The sequence below is a fragment of the Candidatus Magnetaquiglobus chichijimensis genome (assembly GCF_045865675.1).
Lineage (GTDB): Bacteria > Pseudomonadota > Magnetococcia > Magnetococcales > Magnetaquicoccaceae > Magnetaquiglobus > Magnetaquiglobus chichijimensis.
Genome location: NZ_BAAFGK010000001.1, coordinates 175,082 through 191,690 on the forward strand (window position 1 = coordinate 175,082; position 16,609 = coordinate 191,690).

General features: G+C 58.5%; 10 protein-coding genes. 9 read left to right on the forward strand and 1 reads right to left on the reverse strand.

Going from position 1 to position 16,609, the window contains the following annotated elements; all coding sequences use genetic code 11:
- Positions 1 to 9 precede the first annotated feature (9 nt).
- Both ACOY6C_RS00760 and ACOY6C_RS00765 read left to right on the forward strand, forming a co-directional pair.
- Positions 10 to 1,920 carry a DUF1302 domain-containing protein gene (locus tag ACOY6C_RS00760; protein WP_420903564.1) on the forward strand — a complete coding sequence of 637 codons (1,911 nt, stop codon included), beginning with the start codon at positions 10 to 12 and terminating at the stop codon, positions 1,918 to 1,920.
- Between the two features lie 153 nt (positions 1,921 to 2,073).
- Positions 2,074 to 4,740, forward strand: coding sequence for an efflux RND transporter permease subunit (locus ACOY6C_RS00765; RefSeq protein WP_420903565.1), 2,667 nt, complete (start codon positions 2,074 to 2,076; stop codon positions 4,738 to 4,740).
- Between the two features lie 401 nt (positions 4,741 to 5,141).
- Here the strand turns inward: ACOY6C_RS00765 and ACOY6C_RS00770 are convergent, their stop codons facing one another.
- Entirely contained in the window at positions 5,142 to 5,849 is a 708-nt protein-coding gene (locus ACOY6C_RS00770) for a tetratricopeptide repeat protein (protein ID WP_420903566.1), read from the reverse strand.
- Between the two features lie 248 nt (positions 5,850 to 6,097).
- Between ACOY6C_RS00770 and ACOY6C_RS00775 the strand changes: the two genes are divergently transcribed.
- From ACOY6C_RS00775 to ACOY6C_RS00805, 7 genes are all read left to right on the forward strand, one after another.
- Entirely contained in the window at positions 6,098 to 6,865 is a 768-nt protein-coding gene (locus ACOY6C_RS00775; RefSeq protein WP_420903567.1) for a SapC family protein, read from the forward strand.
- Positions 6,866 to 7,005: 140 nt separating this feature from the next.
- Positions 7,006 to 8,475 (forward strand): TolC family protein, encoded by a 1,470-nt coding sequence (locus ACOY6C_RS00780; RefSeq protein WP_420903568.1) that lies wholly within the window; start codon positions 7,006 to 7,008, stop codon positions 8,473 to 8,475.
- A 23-nt stretch (positions 8,476 to 8,498) separates the two neighbouring features.
- A complete protein-coding gene (locus ACOY6C_RS00785; protein ID WP_420903569.1) occupies positions 8,499 to 9,386 on the forward strand; it encodes an efflux RND transporter periplasmic adaptor subunit in 888 nt (295 codons plus the stop codon).
- An 18-nt stretch (positions 9,387 to 9,404) separates the two neighbouring features.
- The gene (locus ACOY6C_RS00790) at positions 9,405 to 11,321 is read left to right on the forward strand and encodes an efflux RND transporter periplasmic adaptor subunit (protein WP_420903570.1); all 1,917 of its coding nucleotides are present in this window, start codon (positions 9,405 to 9,407) and stop codon (positions 11,319 to 11,321) included.
- The gene (locus tag ACOY6C_RS00795) at positions 11,318 to 13,486 is read left to right on the forward strand and encodes a hypothetical protein (protein WP_420903571.1); all 2,169 of its coding nucleotides are present in this window, start codon (positions 11,318 to 11,320) and stop codon (positions 13,484 to 13,486) included. The genes ACOY6C_RS00790 and ACOY6C_RS00795 overlap by 4 nt, the downstream gene beginning before the upstream one ends.
- Before the next feature lie 182 nt (positions 13,487 to 13,668).
- Positions 13,669 to 15,594 carry a preprotein translocase subunit SecA gene (locus ACOY6C_RS00800; RefSeq protein ID WP_420903572.1) on the forward strand — a complete coding sequence of 642 codons (1,926 nt, stop codon included), beginning with the start codon at positions 13,669 to 13,671 and terminating at the stop codon, positions 15,592 to 15,594.
- Positions 15,595 to 15,818: 224 nt separating this feature from the next.
- On the forward strand, positions 15,819 to 16,463 hold the full coding sequence (locus tag ACOY6C_RS00805; RefSeq protein ID WP_420903573.1) for a hypothetical protein: 645 nt from the start codon (positions 15,819 to 15,821) through the stop codon (positions 16,461 to 16,463).
- Positions 16,464 to 16,609 lie beyond the last annotated feature (146 nt).

The following is a 16,609-nucleotide window of genomic DNA, read 5'->3' on the forward strand; positions in this document are numbered from 1 at the left end:
AAGTCCACCATGAAGAAAACTCTGACTCTCTCCATGTTTTGCGCCATCCCCATGGTGACGATGGATGTTTCTGCCGGAGACGCAACCGGTGCGAACCTCTCCAAATGGGAAGTTTCCGGCTATCTCAAGAATGAAACCGCCGTTTTTCAAAAAAGCGGCCCGGTGATCGGCGAACGCAGCAGCGTTTCCGATACCCGTGAACACAATTCCGCCGAGGTCTCCAAGTTCGAGAACAGCCTGGTGATGTTCGTCAACGGAGAGTTGCTGCCCAACGCCAAACTGCATGCTCAGTTCGATGCGGTCTACGACTCCGAGGCGGTTGACGGGTATCGGGGGCATAAAAACTACTCGCAACAGGATGCGCTGCGCGAGCTGTACATCGACTCCAAGCTGGGCAATCAATTCGATCTGCGCGTTGGCAAGCAACAACTGGTGTGGGGTACTGCGGATGGGATCAAACTGCTGGACATCATCAATCCCACCGACTGGCGCGAATTCAACCAGAACACCATGGATGAGTCGCGCATGACGGTCTGGATGGCCAAGGGAGATCTCAGCCTCACCTCCAAGGATAATCTCCAGTTTGTCGTTTCCCAACGCCACGAGAGCCGCATTCCGGGTCTGAACGCCAACGGCGACGCGGGTCAACCCTTCATCATGAAGGGGGTGGATTCGATCACAGGACCGGTCAACGGCTTCCGCAACATCGTGCCGGAAATGGGGGCCATCTCCAATTCGTTTTACAACCTGGCTGATATCCAGGGCAAATTCGGAGGTGCCAAGCTCAGCCAAATCACCAACATGACCGTCAACGATTTTGCCAACACCAATAATGCCATGGGCAGTGGGACCACCGGGGCCAACGTACTCAACGGCATGGTCTACGGTCCAGCTGCGCAAGGGGGCATCAGCGGCAAGACCAACCTGATCGACGGTGGAACCGCCAATTGGGATCCCAATCATCCCAATTCGGTGTTCGAGTACATGTCCAACGCCACGTTTGCCACCTTCGACGCCTTTGTCAATGCCAAGACCGCCTATGTGCGCGACTATCCCGATGAGGTCGCCCCCAATCTCGGCCTGCGCTACAAGAGCACCCTGGGACGGGATTTCAACTACTCGCTCAATTATCTGTGGCACTACGATCCCAATCCCTACATCGAGATGAGGTGGAAAGGCGCCAACGACGAAACTCTGACCCCGGTCACGGTCGCGGGAGTGGGTGCCAATGGTCCGACCACCACCGTCACCCTGCCCGGATATGGCGGTGCGGCAGGCAAAGCCCCCACCCTGCTTTTCACCGAGAAGCTCAATCGCATCCACAGCATGGGCGCGGCCTTCGACACCACGTTTGACACTGCGGCCCTGGGTCCGGTGGTCGGACGGGGTGAATTTCTCTACCAGAAGGATACCAAGGTGTCGGTCATCGATCGCACCAAACTCGGCTATGGTGATCTGGTGGGCGGCATGCGCATGGAAGATGCCGACATGTTCAAATATGTTCTGGGCGCGGACTTCTCGTTTTTCACCAACCTGATGCTCAACGTACAGTTCATCCAGTTCATCAATCTGGACTATGTGGATGAGGGGGGCAATAACGGTGCCAATTCGGGACGTTACACCGCAGATCAGGCCTCCTTGCACCTGAGCAACGGCTTGCGCAAGGGCGCAAAATACCGGGAGTTTGTCTCCCTGTTCCTCTCCAAGCCGTTCGGTGCCGAACAGCAGGGCCGAGTCAACAACATCACCATTGCCGAAGAGAGTGGTGGCTACTGGAACCGGTTTGATGTCGAATACGGCTTTACCAATGCCGTCATCGGTACCGCAGAGGTCAACAACTACTGGGGCAATGCCGATACGATGTTCGGTCAGTTCAAGAACAGCAGCAACGTTCAGGTCGGCTTGAAGTACCTTTTCTGACATGATGTCACCCTGAGGCGCCCTTAGGGAGTTGCAGGGTCGGAGGGCGATGGGGGGCTCCCCCCATCGCGCCTGTTTCCATCCCATTCGCAAATGGGGCCGGGTGTCCGACGGCCCCTTTATGTCGATTTCCTCTTCAAAACAGGAGACTACATGTCCAAATCGATCAGCCGCCATTACGCCGAATTCGCCATGGCCCATCGACGCTCGATCTTTTGGGGTGTGCTGCTGGTCACCTTGTTTCTGGCGCCCATGATCCAGTATCTGGACATTCGCAACGATCCGGATACCTTGCTGCCTTTCAGCAACCGGTATGTTTCAACCAATCTGTACGCTGAATCCCATTTCGGCATGGGCAACCTGATGGTGGTAGGCATCGAGATGAAACAGGGGGATATTTACCAACCCTGGCTGATCAATACGGTGCAGGAGATCCACCACAAGCTGGAAAAACTGCCCAACTCCCGGACGAACAACTTTCTCTCCCTGGCAGCCCAGAAAGTGAAATTCATGGGCGCGGATGCCAATGGCTTGGTCTTCAAACGGCTGATCCCGACCTCCGGTATCGATACCAAGGATGCCAAACTCGCGGAAGAACAGCTGGCTTTTCTGAAAACCGGTCTGGAAGAGAACCCGGTGATGGCACCCATGCTGCTCTATCAGGAGGATGCCAACGGCAAACGGTGCGTCTACGGTCAAAGCGGTTGCACCACACGTGGCACCTTCGTCATCGCCGATTACGACGACGGCGTCAAAGAGCACTATCTCTCCTGGGTGCGCACGCTGCTCAAAGAGCTGGAACCCTATACCCACGATGACCGGATTCGCATCCTGGTGGCCGGCGAACCCTATTTCCTCTCCTACATGCTGCTCGACTTGGTGGATCACTGGTGGTTGTACGCACTCTCCCTGGTGATCGTCGTTCTCATGCTGCTCCGGGAGTGTCGCAGTTGGCATGGCGCCCTCTTCCCGATGTATGGCGTGCTGACCACGATTGTCTGGACCATGGGGGTCATGGGACTTTCCGGATTCCTGCTGACCACGATGATGGTCTTGACGCCGATGTTGCTCCTGGCCATCGGCATGGGTCACGCGGTCCAGGTGACCCGACGTTACATGCAGGAGCATGACGAGTGGGGGGATACCGAAGAGGCCGGGATCCGGGCGATCGAACACACCCTGATCCCTGCGGCGCTGTGCGTGGTGACCGGGGTGGCCGGTTTTGCGACCCTCGGACTGGTCGATATCTCGTTTTACAAGGACTATGCCTACTTCGGCATCTTTGGCCTGATCACCCTTCTGTTGACCACCACGACCTTGATTCCTCTGATGCTGGTCATGTTCCCCATGCGTGCAACCGGTATCAGCCAGTCGGAAAAAGAGTACAACTGGCGCAAGGAGCGCCACATCGCCAGCACCCTGACCAACTTCCTCACCAGAGGCACCCGTTGGATCCCAATCGGCGTGGTGGCAGCACTGCTGCTGCTGTCGGTTCACTATACCGGTATTCTGCACGGCACCCGGGATGACCTCATGCCTGGGGTGGAAAAGGGGATCAACTACGCCCACGCCGCTTTCAAGGAGGATTCACGGGTTATCCGGGAGATCAACCGGCTGGGCGAGATCATGCCCGGTGTGATTTCGCTCAACATTCCGATTCGCGGCAAGGATCCCCTCAAACCCCGTTGCGGACAGGATGGCGCCGCTCCCCCCAACTGCCATGACCCGGAGACCATGGGCGAACAGGGGATCTTCAACGACGCAGATGTCATGGCAGATCTGGCGCGCATGGAAGAGTGGATGCGCAAGCACCCCTCCATCGGTTTTACCGGCTCCTATGCCCAATATCTCAAACTCGTGAACATGTTGTTGTCCACGGAACCGGGCGAAAAGGCCAATATGGCCCATTTCGCCATTCCGGATACCGCCTACCTGAAGGCTGCGGATCCGAATGATACGCGCAATCCCAACGAAATGATCGCGTTGTACAATGGCCTGTTGGCAATGATGACCAGTCAGGGTGACCTGGATTCATTCGTGGACTCGAAAAGTTGGAACGAAGGGGTTTTATTGGGCTTTGTGAATACCATGGATCCGGCCTTGACCCACAAGGTGGTCCTGGATATTCAGACCTACATCGAAGCGCACAAAAACGATGTCGGCTTCCGCAAGGTCAACTTCGGCCTGCGCAACGGCGACACCTCCGGGGATACCAACGAACTGTCGCAACCCGGTCCCCAATATCTGGCTCCCGGAATCGGTGGCTTCCTGGGTGCCACCGAAGCCACCCGGGAGGTCAGCATGGAAAACTGGCTGCTCTCTCCCCTGGAGACCGGCGTGGTCATTTTTCTGATCACCGGCCTGATGTTCCGGAACTGGGCGATCTCGTTGTTGTTGACGGTGATGCTCGGCATCACCTTGTTCACCCAGTACGGACTGGCGGGTTATTTTACCGCCATGCGCAACTGGTCGGGCAATCTCCATTTCGGTAATCTGGTGACCCTGAGCATTGCCATGGGATTGGGGGTGGATTATTCAATCTACATGGTCTCAAGACTCAAGGAAGAGATGGAAATGTCCGGTGGTGAGTGGCGAGAGGCGCTGTTCAACACCCTGGCCTCTTCCGGGTCGGCGGTCATTGTGTCGGTGATGGTGCTGCTCGGGAGTCTGATCCCCCTGTTGGGTACTGAACTCGGCAACACCTGGGGTCTCGGGATTTATATTGGCGAGGCACTGGTGGTGGATGTGTTCACCTCGTTGACCGTGCTGCCTTTGCTGGTCTACTGGCTGAAACCAAATTATATCTTTCAACCTGAGTAACTTGCGAAATGGGGGGATGACCGTTCAGGTCAGGTAACCATTCAGGCTCCCACTATTTCGGGGGTCAGGGGATGGTTGCCGCCCCCAGCGGGGGTGCCGGGTGGAGCCTCACGACTTTGCCGTTACCTTGTGCGCCCGTTTACAAAAGGGCCTCGTCGCTGTTTCACGTGGGTAGCCACCCGGGAATATAAATGGACGAACGACCTTTGGGTGGGGTGGAGCCCCTGGTTACCATCGGCAAGGCGGGCCGCCGGCGGAGCCGGTTTTTGGCGGCCTGCCTTGCCGTTCGGGGGTCCGGGGGCTGAGGGCCACTCGCAAAGGTGGAGCGCCCACTTTATGCTTCCCGGGTTCCATTTGATTTCTATTGCCACAAATCAACCCACGTGAAACAGCGAAGAGCCTTAAATTTCCTGCTCGATCGGGGGGCGTTTGTCGCGAGGTTCTGCAAGGGTTGGGGAAGGCTGCCAGTTCTTGGCCAACTCCTGGGCCTTGGCGAGTTGGTCCGGGTGCATGCGTTTGGTCAGAGTTTCACGCAGTTTGATGGCTTCCTTGTCGCCACGACTGGCCGCCAGATTCAACCACATGTGGGCGTTGACATCGTCCCTGGCAACGCCCTGGCCAAGGGCATACAGGTGTCCAAGCCGGGTCTGCGCCGAGGTCTTGCCCTGATCGGCGGCCATGCGGAACCATTTGGCCGCTTCCTTGAAGTCCTTGTTGACCCCCTTGCCATGCAGGTAGATGATGCCAAGATTGGATTGAGCGGTTGCGTGGCCCTTGTTGGCGGCCAGGCGCAATAACCTTTCCGCCTCCTTGAAGTCCTGGGCAACCCCTTTGCCCTGCAGGTACATCACGCCAAGGTTGGACTGGGCCGCAGCATGGCCCTGCTCTGCCGACAATCGGAACAAACGCAGCGCCTCCTGATAATTCTGCACCACCCCTCTACCAATATAATGCAGCACACCCAGGGTGCATTGGGCCGTGGCATTGCCTTTTTCCGCGGCGCGCCGCAGGTTGGTCAGGTTATCCTCCGCATGGAGGGGAGAGATCAGCAGACCGAGCAGTCCAAGTACCGGAAGCAGTTTAAGAACTGTAGAAAGTTTCAATAGCATGGTAACACCTGGATGGCGGATCGCGGAGGTGTGGGGAGTGGAGGATTGTCCGGTTTATCAATAAACTGAAAAAAATACCGTTCGATATTTCTTCTGGCAATGGGCGGCTTTGATGGTTATCATTTAGTGAGTATAAACATACAGCCAGCTTTGACCAGTGGTCAATTGTATAGAATAAGCCATGGAAATTCAAATGATGTCAACAGGTTTCTTATAGGATATCCTGCAAAATTGAAATTATTCGTCGCTTGCATCTTAAATGGGAGGCTAAGTTAATGTTTGAGCAGGTTGTTCCGGTCAACAAAGATCGTCATGCTGGGAAAAGAGTTCGCATCATCAATGATTTCAAGTTTGCATCCAACTTCCATTTGGCATATCTGACGACCCACGAATTTGTCCGCGCCGCCCCCCTCTACCCGGTGCTCTTCCTGGAAGACAAGGCCAGCGATGAATTCCGCCCCGTGGCCCTGTTGGGGCTGGACGCGGGTGAGAATCTGTTTGTTGACAGTCAGGGCAACTGGGCTGCTCCCTACATTCCGGCCATCATTCGTCGCTATCCTTTTGCCCTGAGCAAATCGGCTGAAGAGGATCGCTATATCGTGTGTGTGGACGAAGCCAGCAGCTTGCTGAGCGATACCGAAGGAGCGCCCATGTTCGATGAGGCGGGCAATCCGACCCAGGTCATCGAAAACGTCAAACGCTATCTGGGCGAGTTGCAGATGATGGACCAGGTTACCCATGAGTTCAGTCGGTTTCTGGTGCACAACAATCTTTTGACCCCCATGAACATGCGCGTCAATGTGGCCAACCAGGTACGCAACATCACCGGCTGCTACGTGATCAATGAGGACCGTTTGAACAATTTTTCCGATCAGAAATTTTTGGAGCTGCGTCAGAAAGGCTATTTGACTCCGATCTATGCCCATCTGATGTCCCTGTTGCAAATCGAGCGTCTGGCCAGCCTGAAGAAACCAGCCGTTGTGGATGTGCCGCCAGTCGGGGCAACCATCCAGTAATGCGGTTGAGAGGCTTCTATGCGAACGACGGCCAGAAATGGAGCATGCACATGGCAATAATGAACGATAAAATGGAATCTGGCGGCAGGTGCATGCTGCTTGCCGCGTCCGCGTTGGCACTCATGGTAGGCACTGCCCCCATGAGCTGGGCTCAGACCGCCACCGGGTCTCAGGCAACCGCGCCGAGGGGCGTGATCTCGATGGGCCTTTCGGAGTTCGTCGCCAGGCTGCGCGCCAGCAACAAAACCATTCTTTCCAAAAAGAGCGAGGCGGATGTCGCCGCCACGGGCATCGATCGCGCCGCCGGCGCCTTCCAGCCCATTGGCAGCGCTTCCGTCATGCGCGGCATGAGTCGGCAAAAGAACACCTTTGAAGAAGAGTTGACCCGGCAGGGGCTGGGCGTTTATGAGCGCGAAGGCAATGATTTCAGCGTGGGCGTGACCCAACTCGTGCCCATGACGGGTGCCAAGCTGGAGGGAAAGGTTTCTCTTTCTCGCTCATTGACCAACACGGATCGTCTGGATCCCTTGCGTCCGTCGGACGCCTACAACAACCGCAGTGTGGCGAGCTTATCTCTCACCCAGCCTCTGGCCCGGGATGCGGGTGGCGAGGTCACCGAGGCGCGACTCAATGTGGCGCGTTTGGACACCACCGCGGCTGAATTGACCCAACGCGACACCGAAACCAGCGTCGTGGCCGAGGCGATCGTCGCTTATTACGAACTGGTGGCGGCCCAACTGCGCGTCACGTCCGAGGCCGAGAAGATCCGCACGGGGGAGCGACTCCTGAACGAAGCCCAGAACCTGCACCGCATGGGGCGCTTGTCCGAATCGGACATATCGGAAGTGGAAAATGCGTTGGCCCGTTACAAGGCATCCCACAGCGAGGCTTTGCAAAATCAAAAGGAACGGGAAAACCGTTTGCGCACGATGCTCCTGCTGGATGATGCCAAGCAAGGCATTCGGGCCAGCGATGCGCTGCCCACGGTCGAGAACAAACCGGTGGATGCGGATGCCACATTGCGGATCGCCCTGGAACGACGCGAAGATTTCCAGATGCGCAAGGTTCAGGTGGAGCGGGAGGGCATCCAACTGGCCTACTCCAAGAACCAGACTCTGCCCCGTATCGATTTGGTGGGCAGTTACGGTCTGAACGGCCTGGAGTATACGGCCAACAGTGCCCTGGCGGCCAATCGCATGTCCGACTACCCCAGTTGGACCCTTGGGTTGCAGTTCAGTGCGCCCCTGGGCTCCAACCGCCAGGCCGAATCCGATCTGAAGGCGGCGCAATTGCGTCGCGAAGAGGCTCTGTTGAACCTCAAGGCCGTTGAGGTGCAGATCGCCAATGATATCGACACCACGCTCGGCATGCGCAAGAGCATGGCGGAGCGCTGGAATTTGTGGGACCAGGTGCAAAAACGCGAAACCCGGCAACTGGCGGTGGAGAGGAGCAAATTTGCCGAAGGTCGCAGCGACATGCGCGAGATTCTGCTGCGCGAAGAGCGCGTGGTCAATGCGGGTCTGTCGTTGCGGGAGCAGCAGGTTGGTTTCGCCCGTGCTCAAACCTTGTTTGAGGCGGCTCAGGGAACCCTGATGGATCGTTTTCGATGAATGGTCTTTGAGGCTCGCCGTCCATGTCGCGTTCTTTGTTTACGGGGGATGTCCGGCACTCCTGGTGGACCACGGTTCTGGTCCGTTCGGTGGTACTGGTCGGTTTGGTGGGCGTGGTCGTTTTTGGGGGACGTGGCGGTTTGGCCGTCGCGGCGACTGCCGTTCAGGTGTCCGCCCCTGGCGTCACCCAGGCGCTGCGCGACATCAAGCTGAGCATGGCGGTGGCGGGTCGTATCGAGAACCTGATGGTCAAGGAGGGGCATCGCGTTCGTCAGGGTGACTTGCTGTTGCATCTGGATCGCCGACTCGAAGAGCTGGAAGTGCAACGGCGCAAGTTGCTGTTGGCGGATACGGCACGTCTCAATGACCTGCGTGACAAGGAGAGAACCCTGACCGCACAGGTCAAATCCTTGCGGAGTCTGAGTGGTTCAGGGAGCGTTTCGCGCAAGCAGTTGGAAGACGAGGAGATCGCCCTGGGGGCCATCATCTCCGAACGCAAGTCGCTGGAGGCGGCCAAACAGCGGGAGAAGGTCGAGTTGGACCTGGCGGCTGAAGCCTTTGAACGCCGACATCTGCGCGCGCCGATGGATGGGGTGGTCACAAAAATTCTGTTGCACGTCGGAGAGAGCGTGGCGGCCAACGAACCGGTCATGCATCTGGTGGATGTCAGTCGCGTGCGTTTCATGGGCACGGTTCCGGCCCAGTTCGGGGCCGAGCTGCGCGAGGATCGGCAGGTCACCATCAAGCTCGATCTCAATGATGCGGATGAAAAGCCTCTGTTGCGCGAGGCGGTCGTGGTGTTCGTCTCGCCCATCACCGATGCTGCCAGTGGCCTGGTTGAGGTGATCGCCGAATTCGACAACCGGGACGGATCGGTAAAGCCCGGCATTTCCGGGCGCATGCTGTTTTAAGGGGGTGTGTTGGACAAGGTGGCGGACCTCCTTGAAGAGGACTCCTCTCCCGCGCAAACCGGCGCTGTGTTGGCGGCTCTCGCGGGATTCGAAGGTAAGGCTGAAGCCTTCTGGTCCTTGTACCTGCAGGCGGTGGGGCAGGTGTTGGCCGCGCGACGTGTCTTGCTGCTCAGTTCGGCGCTGGGTCATCCATGGCGGGCGCGGCTGCAGTGGCCGGTTCAAGGTGGCGAGCTGCCCGGAGATCCGGATTGGACGCTGCGTTTGTTGGCCGGCATGCGCGGCGGTGCCATCGTCATCGACCGTAGTGCGGACAAACGGCTCTCCCTGGCCATGCAACCGGCCGGGATATCCGCTGGCGAGGGCCAGGTGTTGGCGGTGGTGGTTCTTGGGGTGGCCGTCGCTGGATGGGATGAATCCGTCCTGGATCAGTGGGCCCACCTGGCCGCGGCGATTCCAGCCCAGTACGTGCGGCAATCCTCGGCGCGGGCCCAGATGTCGGAACCTGCCGCGACTGGTGCACCGGCCATCCTGGATGAGGATGGAAGCCGGGATGCGTCCGACGTGCCCGCCCTGGAGAAGGCCGGGCGTCTGCACGACATCTTGCGCCTTGGCATCAAACTGAGCCAGGAGACGGCCTTCTTTCAGGCGGTTCTGGTGTTGTGCAATGCGTTGGCCTTGCGTCACGGGTGTGAGCGCGTCTCGTTGGGCTGGTTGACGGGTTCTGGCATTCGTTTGGTCGCCATGAGCCATGTCGAACATTTCGACGCCCATTCCACGGCGACCAATCTGCTTGAGGCGGTGCTGGAAGAGGCCATGGAGCAGGAGTCCCTGCTGGTTTATCCGGCTCCTGCGGATTCCCATGCCGTGGTGCGTGCCCACCAGGTTTACGCGGAGAGTCTGGGACAATCGTTTCTGACCACGGTTCCCCTGGCGAGCGGTGAGAAGCTGCATGCCGTGGTTTGCCTGGAACGAAAAAGTTCCGCCTTGAGCGAGGCCGACCTTTGGGAACTGGCGCTCATCGGGGAAGCCGTCACGCCATGGCTGACCGAGTTGCGGGCCAGGGATCGCTGGTTTCTGGCCCGCTGGTGGGACGACATCCGTGGGCAGGTGAAAGTGGTGTCCGGTCCGCGTCACATGGCGTGGAAGGTCGCGGGTCTCGGCGCGCTGCTGAGCGTGGCCGTGCTGTCGTGGGTGCCGTGGGCGTACCGGGTGGATGCCACCTTAAGCATACGCAGTCAGGGTCTTTTGTTCATGCCCGCGCCGTTCGATGGTTATCTGCGCCAGGTCCATGTGGATATTGGCGATCAGGTGGAGGCAGGGACGACCCTCGTGCAACTGGACACGCGGGATCTGCTGATCGAGGAGTCGATGGCGGAGGCCGACCTGGTACGCTATACCCGCGAGGCCGAGAAGGCCCAGGCGGGTCGGCTCTTGGCCGAGATGCAAATTGCGCTGGCGCGCCAACAGCAATCGGCGGCCAGACTGGAATTGATTCGTTACCAATTGAACAATGCTCAGGTCAAGGCTCCTTATGCTGGCGTGGTGATTGAGGGGGAGCTCAAGAAAAATCTGGGCGCGCCGGTGCGCAAGGGTGACCTGCTGCTCAAACTGGCCCAGACGACGGAAACCTACCTCGAACTCGAGATTGATCAAGCCAATATCCACGAGGTGACGGTCGGCATGACGGGCGAGTTCGCGCTGGTCGGACGTCCGGATGAGCGGTATCAAATCACCGTCGGTCGCATTGATCCGGCGGCCATTACCAAAGAGGGCAAGACGGTCTATCTGGCGCGCGCCTCGGTCCGGGGCGAGCTTAAGCCCAGTTGGCGGCCAGGCATGGGTGGTTCGGCCAAGCTTGAGGCCGGCAATCGCCCGTTGATCTGGGTCATGACGCAACGCACGGTGCGTTTCCTGCGCGAGTTTTTCTGGCTATGAATCTGGAAGATGCGGGCGGAAGAATTTTCAGCGATGCGTGGCACCGGGTCGCTGGTGTGCATGTGCAGTTGCGCGCCAGCGTCGGGGCGCACCGTCAGTTCTTCCGGGGTGAGCCATGGGTGATTCTGCGCGACAAGTTCAGCAACAACTGGTTTCGCATCTCACCGGACGCCTATGCCTTTTTGTGTCGCCTGGACCATGGGCGTTCGGTTGACGAGGCCTGGAACGAATCGCTGGCCGCCGATCCAAAACGGGCATTGACTCAGGAAGAGGTGGTGCAGCTTCTGGGTCAGTTGAACCTGTCGAACCTGTTGCAATATGACCGCAGCGATTCGGCAGCCAGTCTGTTTGAGCGCATGAGCAAGCGCAAAAAGGGCGAGACCAGGGCTCTCCTGATGGGTTTTTTGTCGATCAAGATACCGCTCTACGATCCGGATCGCATGCTTGAAAAGGCCATGCCTTGGATACGGCGGATTTATAGTCCGGTTGGTCTGGTGTTCTATCTTGTGCTGTTGCTGGCCGGTGGCAAGGCCTTGATGGAAGAGTCATCCCGTTTGTTTGAGCAAGGCTCCGGCATGCTGGCGCCATCCAACCTTGGTTTGTTGTACATAGGCTTTTTGATCTCCAAAATGCTGCATGAGTTCAGTCACGCGGCTGTATGCAAATATTTTGGTGGTGAGGTGCACAGGCTGGGCGTGATGCTGTTGATTTTTGCTCCCATGCCCTATGTGGATGCAACCGCCGCCTGGGGCTTCAGACAACGCTCACAGCGCATCCTGGTGGGTTTGGCGGGTGTGGTGGCCGAGTTGGCTTTTGCTGCTGGTGCGGCGCTGGTCTGGGCCAATACCGCACCCGGTACCCTCAATGCACTGGCCTACAACGTGATCTTTGTCGCCAGTGTCTCCACCTTGTTGTTCAACATGAATCCATTGATGCGCTTTGACGGTTACCACATCCTGGTCGATGCGCTGGAGGTGCCCAATCTCTATCAGCGCTCCCGTGAACAACTGCGCTATTTGGGCGAACGTTTCATTTTACAGTTGCCTCATGCCCAGCCAGCCGCGCGCACCGCCACGGAGAGCTGGCTTTTGCCCACCTTTGGTCTGCTCAGCATGGTCTATTGGCTGTTGCTGATGTTCAACATCATGCTGTTCATTGCAGGCGAATATTTTGAGTTGGGCGTGGTTCTGGCGATCCTTTTGTTTTTCATGTCACTGCTGCTGCCGCTGTTCAAATTTGTCAAATATCTGATGATCAGCCCGAATCTGGGTCATTACCGTTCCCATGCCGTGGGGGTTTCGGTGGGGATCGCGGTTGTCGCCACAGGGGTGTTGGGTCTGCTGCCGGCACCGGATCGTATCCGGGTGATGGGGGTGGTACAAGCCGGCCAGTCGCGTCAGTTGCATGTGGAGAGCGAAGGTTTTTTTACCGAGCTGCTCGCACATCCGGGCGCGGTTGTGCAGCAAGGGCAGCCGCTGTTGCGTCTGAGCAATCCGGATCTGGACCTGGAGATTCGGGTGGCCAGGATGCAACTCATGCAACTCAAAGCCCAGGAGATTCAGGCGATTGCCGGAGCGGTGGCCGATTTGACCCCCATCCATCGACAAAAACAGACGGCAGAAAAGACCCTGGCCACCTTGCAGGGGCGCAAGGAGGGGCTTCTGGTGGTGGCACCGGTGAGCGGAATCTGGAGTGCCAGCGAACTGGATGCCAGTCGTGGTCAATGGCTTGGACGTGGCGCGTCTGCGGGCACCATCGTGAACCAGGATTCCTGGCGATTTGTGGCTGTCCTGCCCCAGGTGGCCAGCCATGCATTCGAGGACACTATCCAATACACCGAGGTACGGTTGCGCGGACAGGAGGAGATCAACCTTCAGGCTCAGGCCACGGTGGTCATGCCGTTTGAACAGGGTCAGTTGCCTTCGCGGGCGTTGGGGATGGCCGGTGGTGGTGAAATCGCCGTCTCCAATACCGATTCCAGTGGGTTGACTGCGGCGGAGTCCTTTTTTCGCATTGAGTCCGTTCTGTCCGTGGATCCACAGAGCCATGTCCGTTTGGCTCATGGTCGTGTGGGCACGATGCGTTTGACACTCTCGGATCGTCCGTTGTTTGCGCAGTGGGAGCGCAAGTTGCGCCAACTGTTTCAGCGCAGGTTTCACGTATGAACCGGCTTCCACAGCCGTCTCCCCTGCGACAACCGCTGCCTTCGGTGGCGACTTTGCCATGGATCTCCCGAAAGAGAGATTCGCAGGAAGGGGGTGAGGGGATTCTTCCCCCATCAGGCACGTTTCTGGAGCGTTCGGCATCTCTTCGGCCTTTGGCAGCCAGGGCCGAAGGGTTGGATGCCTTGGCCCACCAGCTGATGGGCTATTGGCGTCGCTGGCGTTCGCCGGTGGGGGAACTGGCGCGACAGAGCCGGGAGGCTCTGGTGGCCTGTGAAGCCTTGTCTGACCTCACGGACGATGCGTTGCGCGAGCAACTTGATGCGTTGCGCGCTCGATTGCGTCTGGATCCCGCCGAAGGCAAGGGTTTCCTCATTCAGACCTTGGGATGTGTGGGTCAGATGGCGTTCCGTCATCTGGGTCTCAAACCGTATCCGGTCCAATTCATGGGCGCGTTGGCCATGCACCGTGGCCTGCTGGCCGAGATGGCCACCGGCGAAGGCAAGACCCTCACCGTTGGTCTGGCTGGCGTGCTTGCCGGTTTTTCCGGTCGTGCCTGTCACATCATCACGGCCAACGATTATTTGGCTCATCGGGATGCCGAAGAGATGGTGCGGCTGTATCGCGCCTGCGGCCTGAGCGTCTCCTCCATCGTCTCGACACAAGAACCGGTTGAACGAGCGATCCATTATGCCTCTGATGTGGTGTATCTCACGGCCAAGGAGTTGCTGGCGGACTATTTGCGGGATGAAATCGGTTCCGGCTCTTGGGAGCAACGCTCGCAGGCGGCTTTCATGGCCTGGCTCAAGGGCGCGGCAGGAATGCAACCTCCGGGACGTGTCCTGGTCCGTGGTGTTCACACAGCCATTGTCGATGAGGCCGACAGTATCCTGATCGACGAGGCCGTCACCCCGCTGATTCTCGCGGCACACCGCGAAAGCCGTGGTCTGGCGGATGCGGTGATGAGTGTCTCAAGGTTGGCCGATACCCTGATAGAGGGCGAGGATTATTCGAGCGACATCCAGGGCAAGAGTGTGCACCTGCATCAGTCGGCCCTGGATCGATTGACCCTGCTCGTCCGGGAGATTCCCGTTGTCTGGCGTCCGACGCCGAGGCGTGAAGAGCTGTTGCGTCAGGCGATCTTTGTGCGTCTGTTTTTCAAGCCGGGCCATCACTATGTGGTGCAGGAGGGCAAGGTCGTCCTGCTCGACGAATTCACGGGACGCATGACGCCCGGACGTTCGCTGACGGCGGGTCTGCACCAGGCCATCGAGGCCCATGAGGGGCTGGTGATCACGGACCCCAACGAGTCCCTGACACAGATGAGCTTTCAGGCGTTTTTCAGTCGGTTTCGCAAGCTTTCCGGCTGTACCGGTACAGCCTGGGAGGCGGCGGCAGAGTTGTGGCGTGTTTATGGATTGCTGGTGGTGCGCATCCCGGAGCATCGTTGCCGGCAGACGGTTTATCGCCCCCCTGTGATCACCCGGACCCGATCGGACAAGTGGCAGGCTGTGTTGGACGGGGTACTCAAAGAGCATGGGTTGGGTCGTCCGGTGCTGGTGGGTGTGCGCAGCGTCCATGCCAGCGAGGCATTGGCGGAGCGTTTGCGAAATGCCGGCTGTTCGGTGCGGGTACTCAACGCGCTGACCCATGAGCAGGAGGCGGACATTGTCAGCCAGGCGGGTCAAGCCGGGGTGATCACCATTGCCACCAACATGGCGGGTCGCGGTACGGATATTCGCCTGGGGGATGGCGTTGTCGAGCGTGGCGGTTTGCATGTGATCGTGGCGGAGATCAACGATTCGTTGCGGGTGGATCGACAGCTTGCGGGTCGTTGTGGTCGTCAGGGCGATCCTGGCAGTGTTTCGATCCATCTGAGTCTGGATGACGACCTGGCTGTGCGTCTTTTGCCGGACAGTGTTCGCGGCCTTTTTTCCCTGCTGGCTGGGCGTTTTGTGCATGGGCTGGGTTTCGTGGCGCAGCGCGCGTTTCGCTGGGCTCAATCCCGTGTCGAAGCCGAGGCGTTCGCCCGTCGCTGGTCGGTGCTCAAGTCCGATGAGTGGATGCGTTCCGCCTTGCCGTTCGAAGGGCGAGGAAGGAGCTCCGCATGACCCCTATGGAGCCTTGGCCCTGGTCGTTTTCTGCGGCGCATCGTGCCGATTTTGTCGCCGGGCTTCGTTCCGTATTGAAACAGGTGGAGGGGCTGGCCGTGGTCGGTTGGGAGACCTCCTGTCGTCTGAGTCCATCTGGACTCCGGCCAGATCGCCTGTTGCTGGGTTTCTCGCCAGCCGGTGTCGCCCCCCGACGTTTGCAGGCACTGCCCGCTGCCTTGGGCATGCCAGCCTCTCTGGCCGATTCGTTCATGGCGGCACAGGGAGAGGCCCGCCACATTCTCCTGGCCATTGAACTGGGTTCGGGAGATTTGGAGATCAAGGCCTATCTCTCCTTTGAATCCCGCCTGGGCACTGTTGAATCGGCGGATGAGGGGAGTCGATCTCCGGCCATGCGGGGCTACAAATGGCATCCCCGCGATCCGAACCGTACACGCATCAATGACTATTGGCGCATCTCCACAACGCCTCAGACGTTGTTGTCGATTTTGGAGCAAGGGGAGGGCGTCCTGCCCGCCGCCATTCCGGCTTATGCCGTGGCGGCCTTTGCGGTTCGGAACGCACTGGCGTCCCGTCCTTATTGGCATGCATGTGATTTTCTGACGGCAACCGAACAGGCGAGCGAACGTTCCTCCTGCAGCGTGCGTTTTTATGAGACCGGGCTGCAGGTGGCCGACTTGCAACCGGCCCTGAAACGTTTGCAAGAAACCTGGCTGTTCTCCGATGACCAACGTTGCATTGAGCGTCTGGAACACCGTCTCCTGGGCTGGATTCAGGTCGGTGTCGATGGATTGAGAGAACCTTTCGTAACCTTGTACTGTGAAGCATCCCGGGCCGATGCCCGCCACGCACTTTCACTCTGGGACTGACCGAAATGGGCAAAAGATTATACAAGCGTTCTTCTGACCGTCGCTTTGCCTTGAAAAAGACACGGGTTCAACTGGAACGGCTGGAAGATCGGATCCTGATGTCGGCAGACCCTTTGCTGCGGCTTAAAACCACACAGGACCAGCCT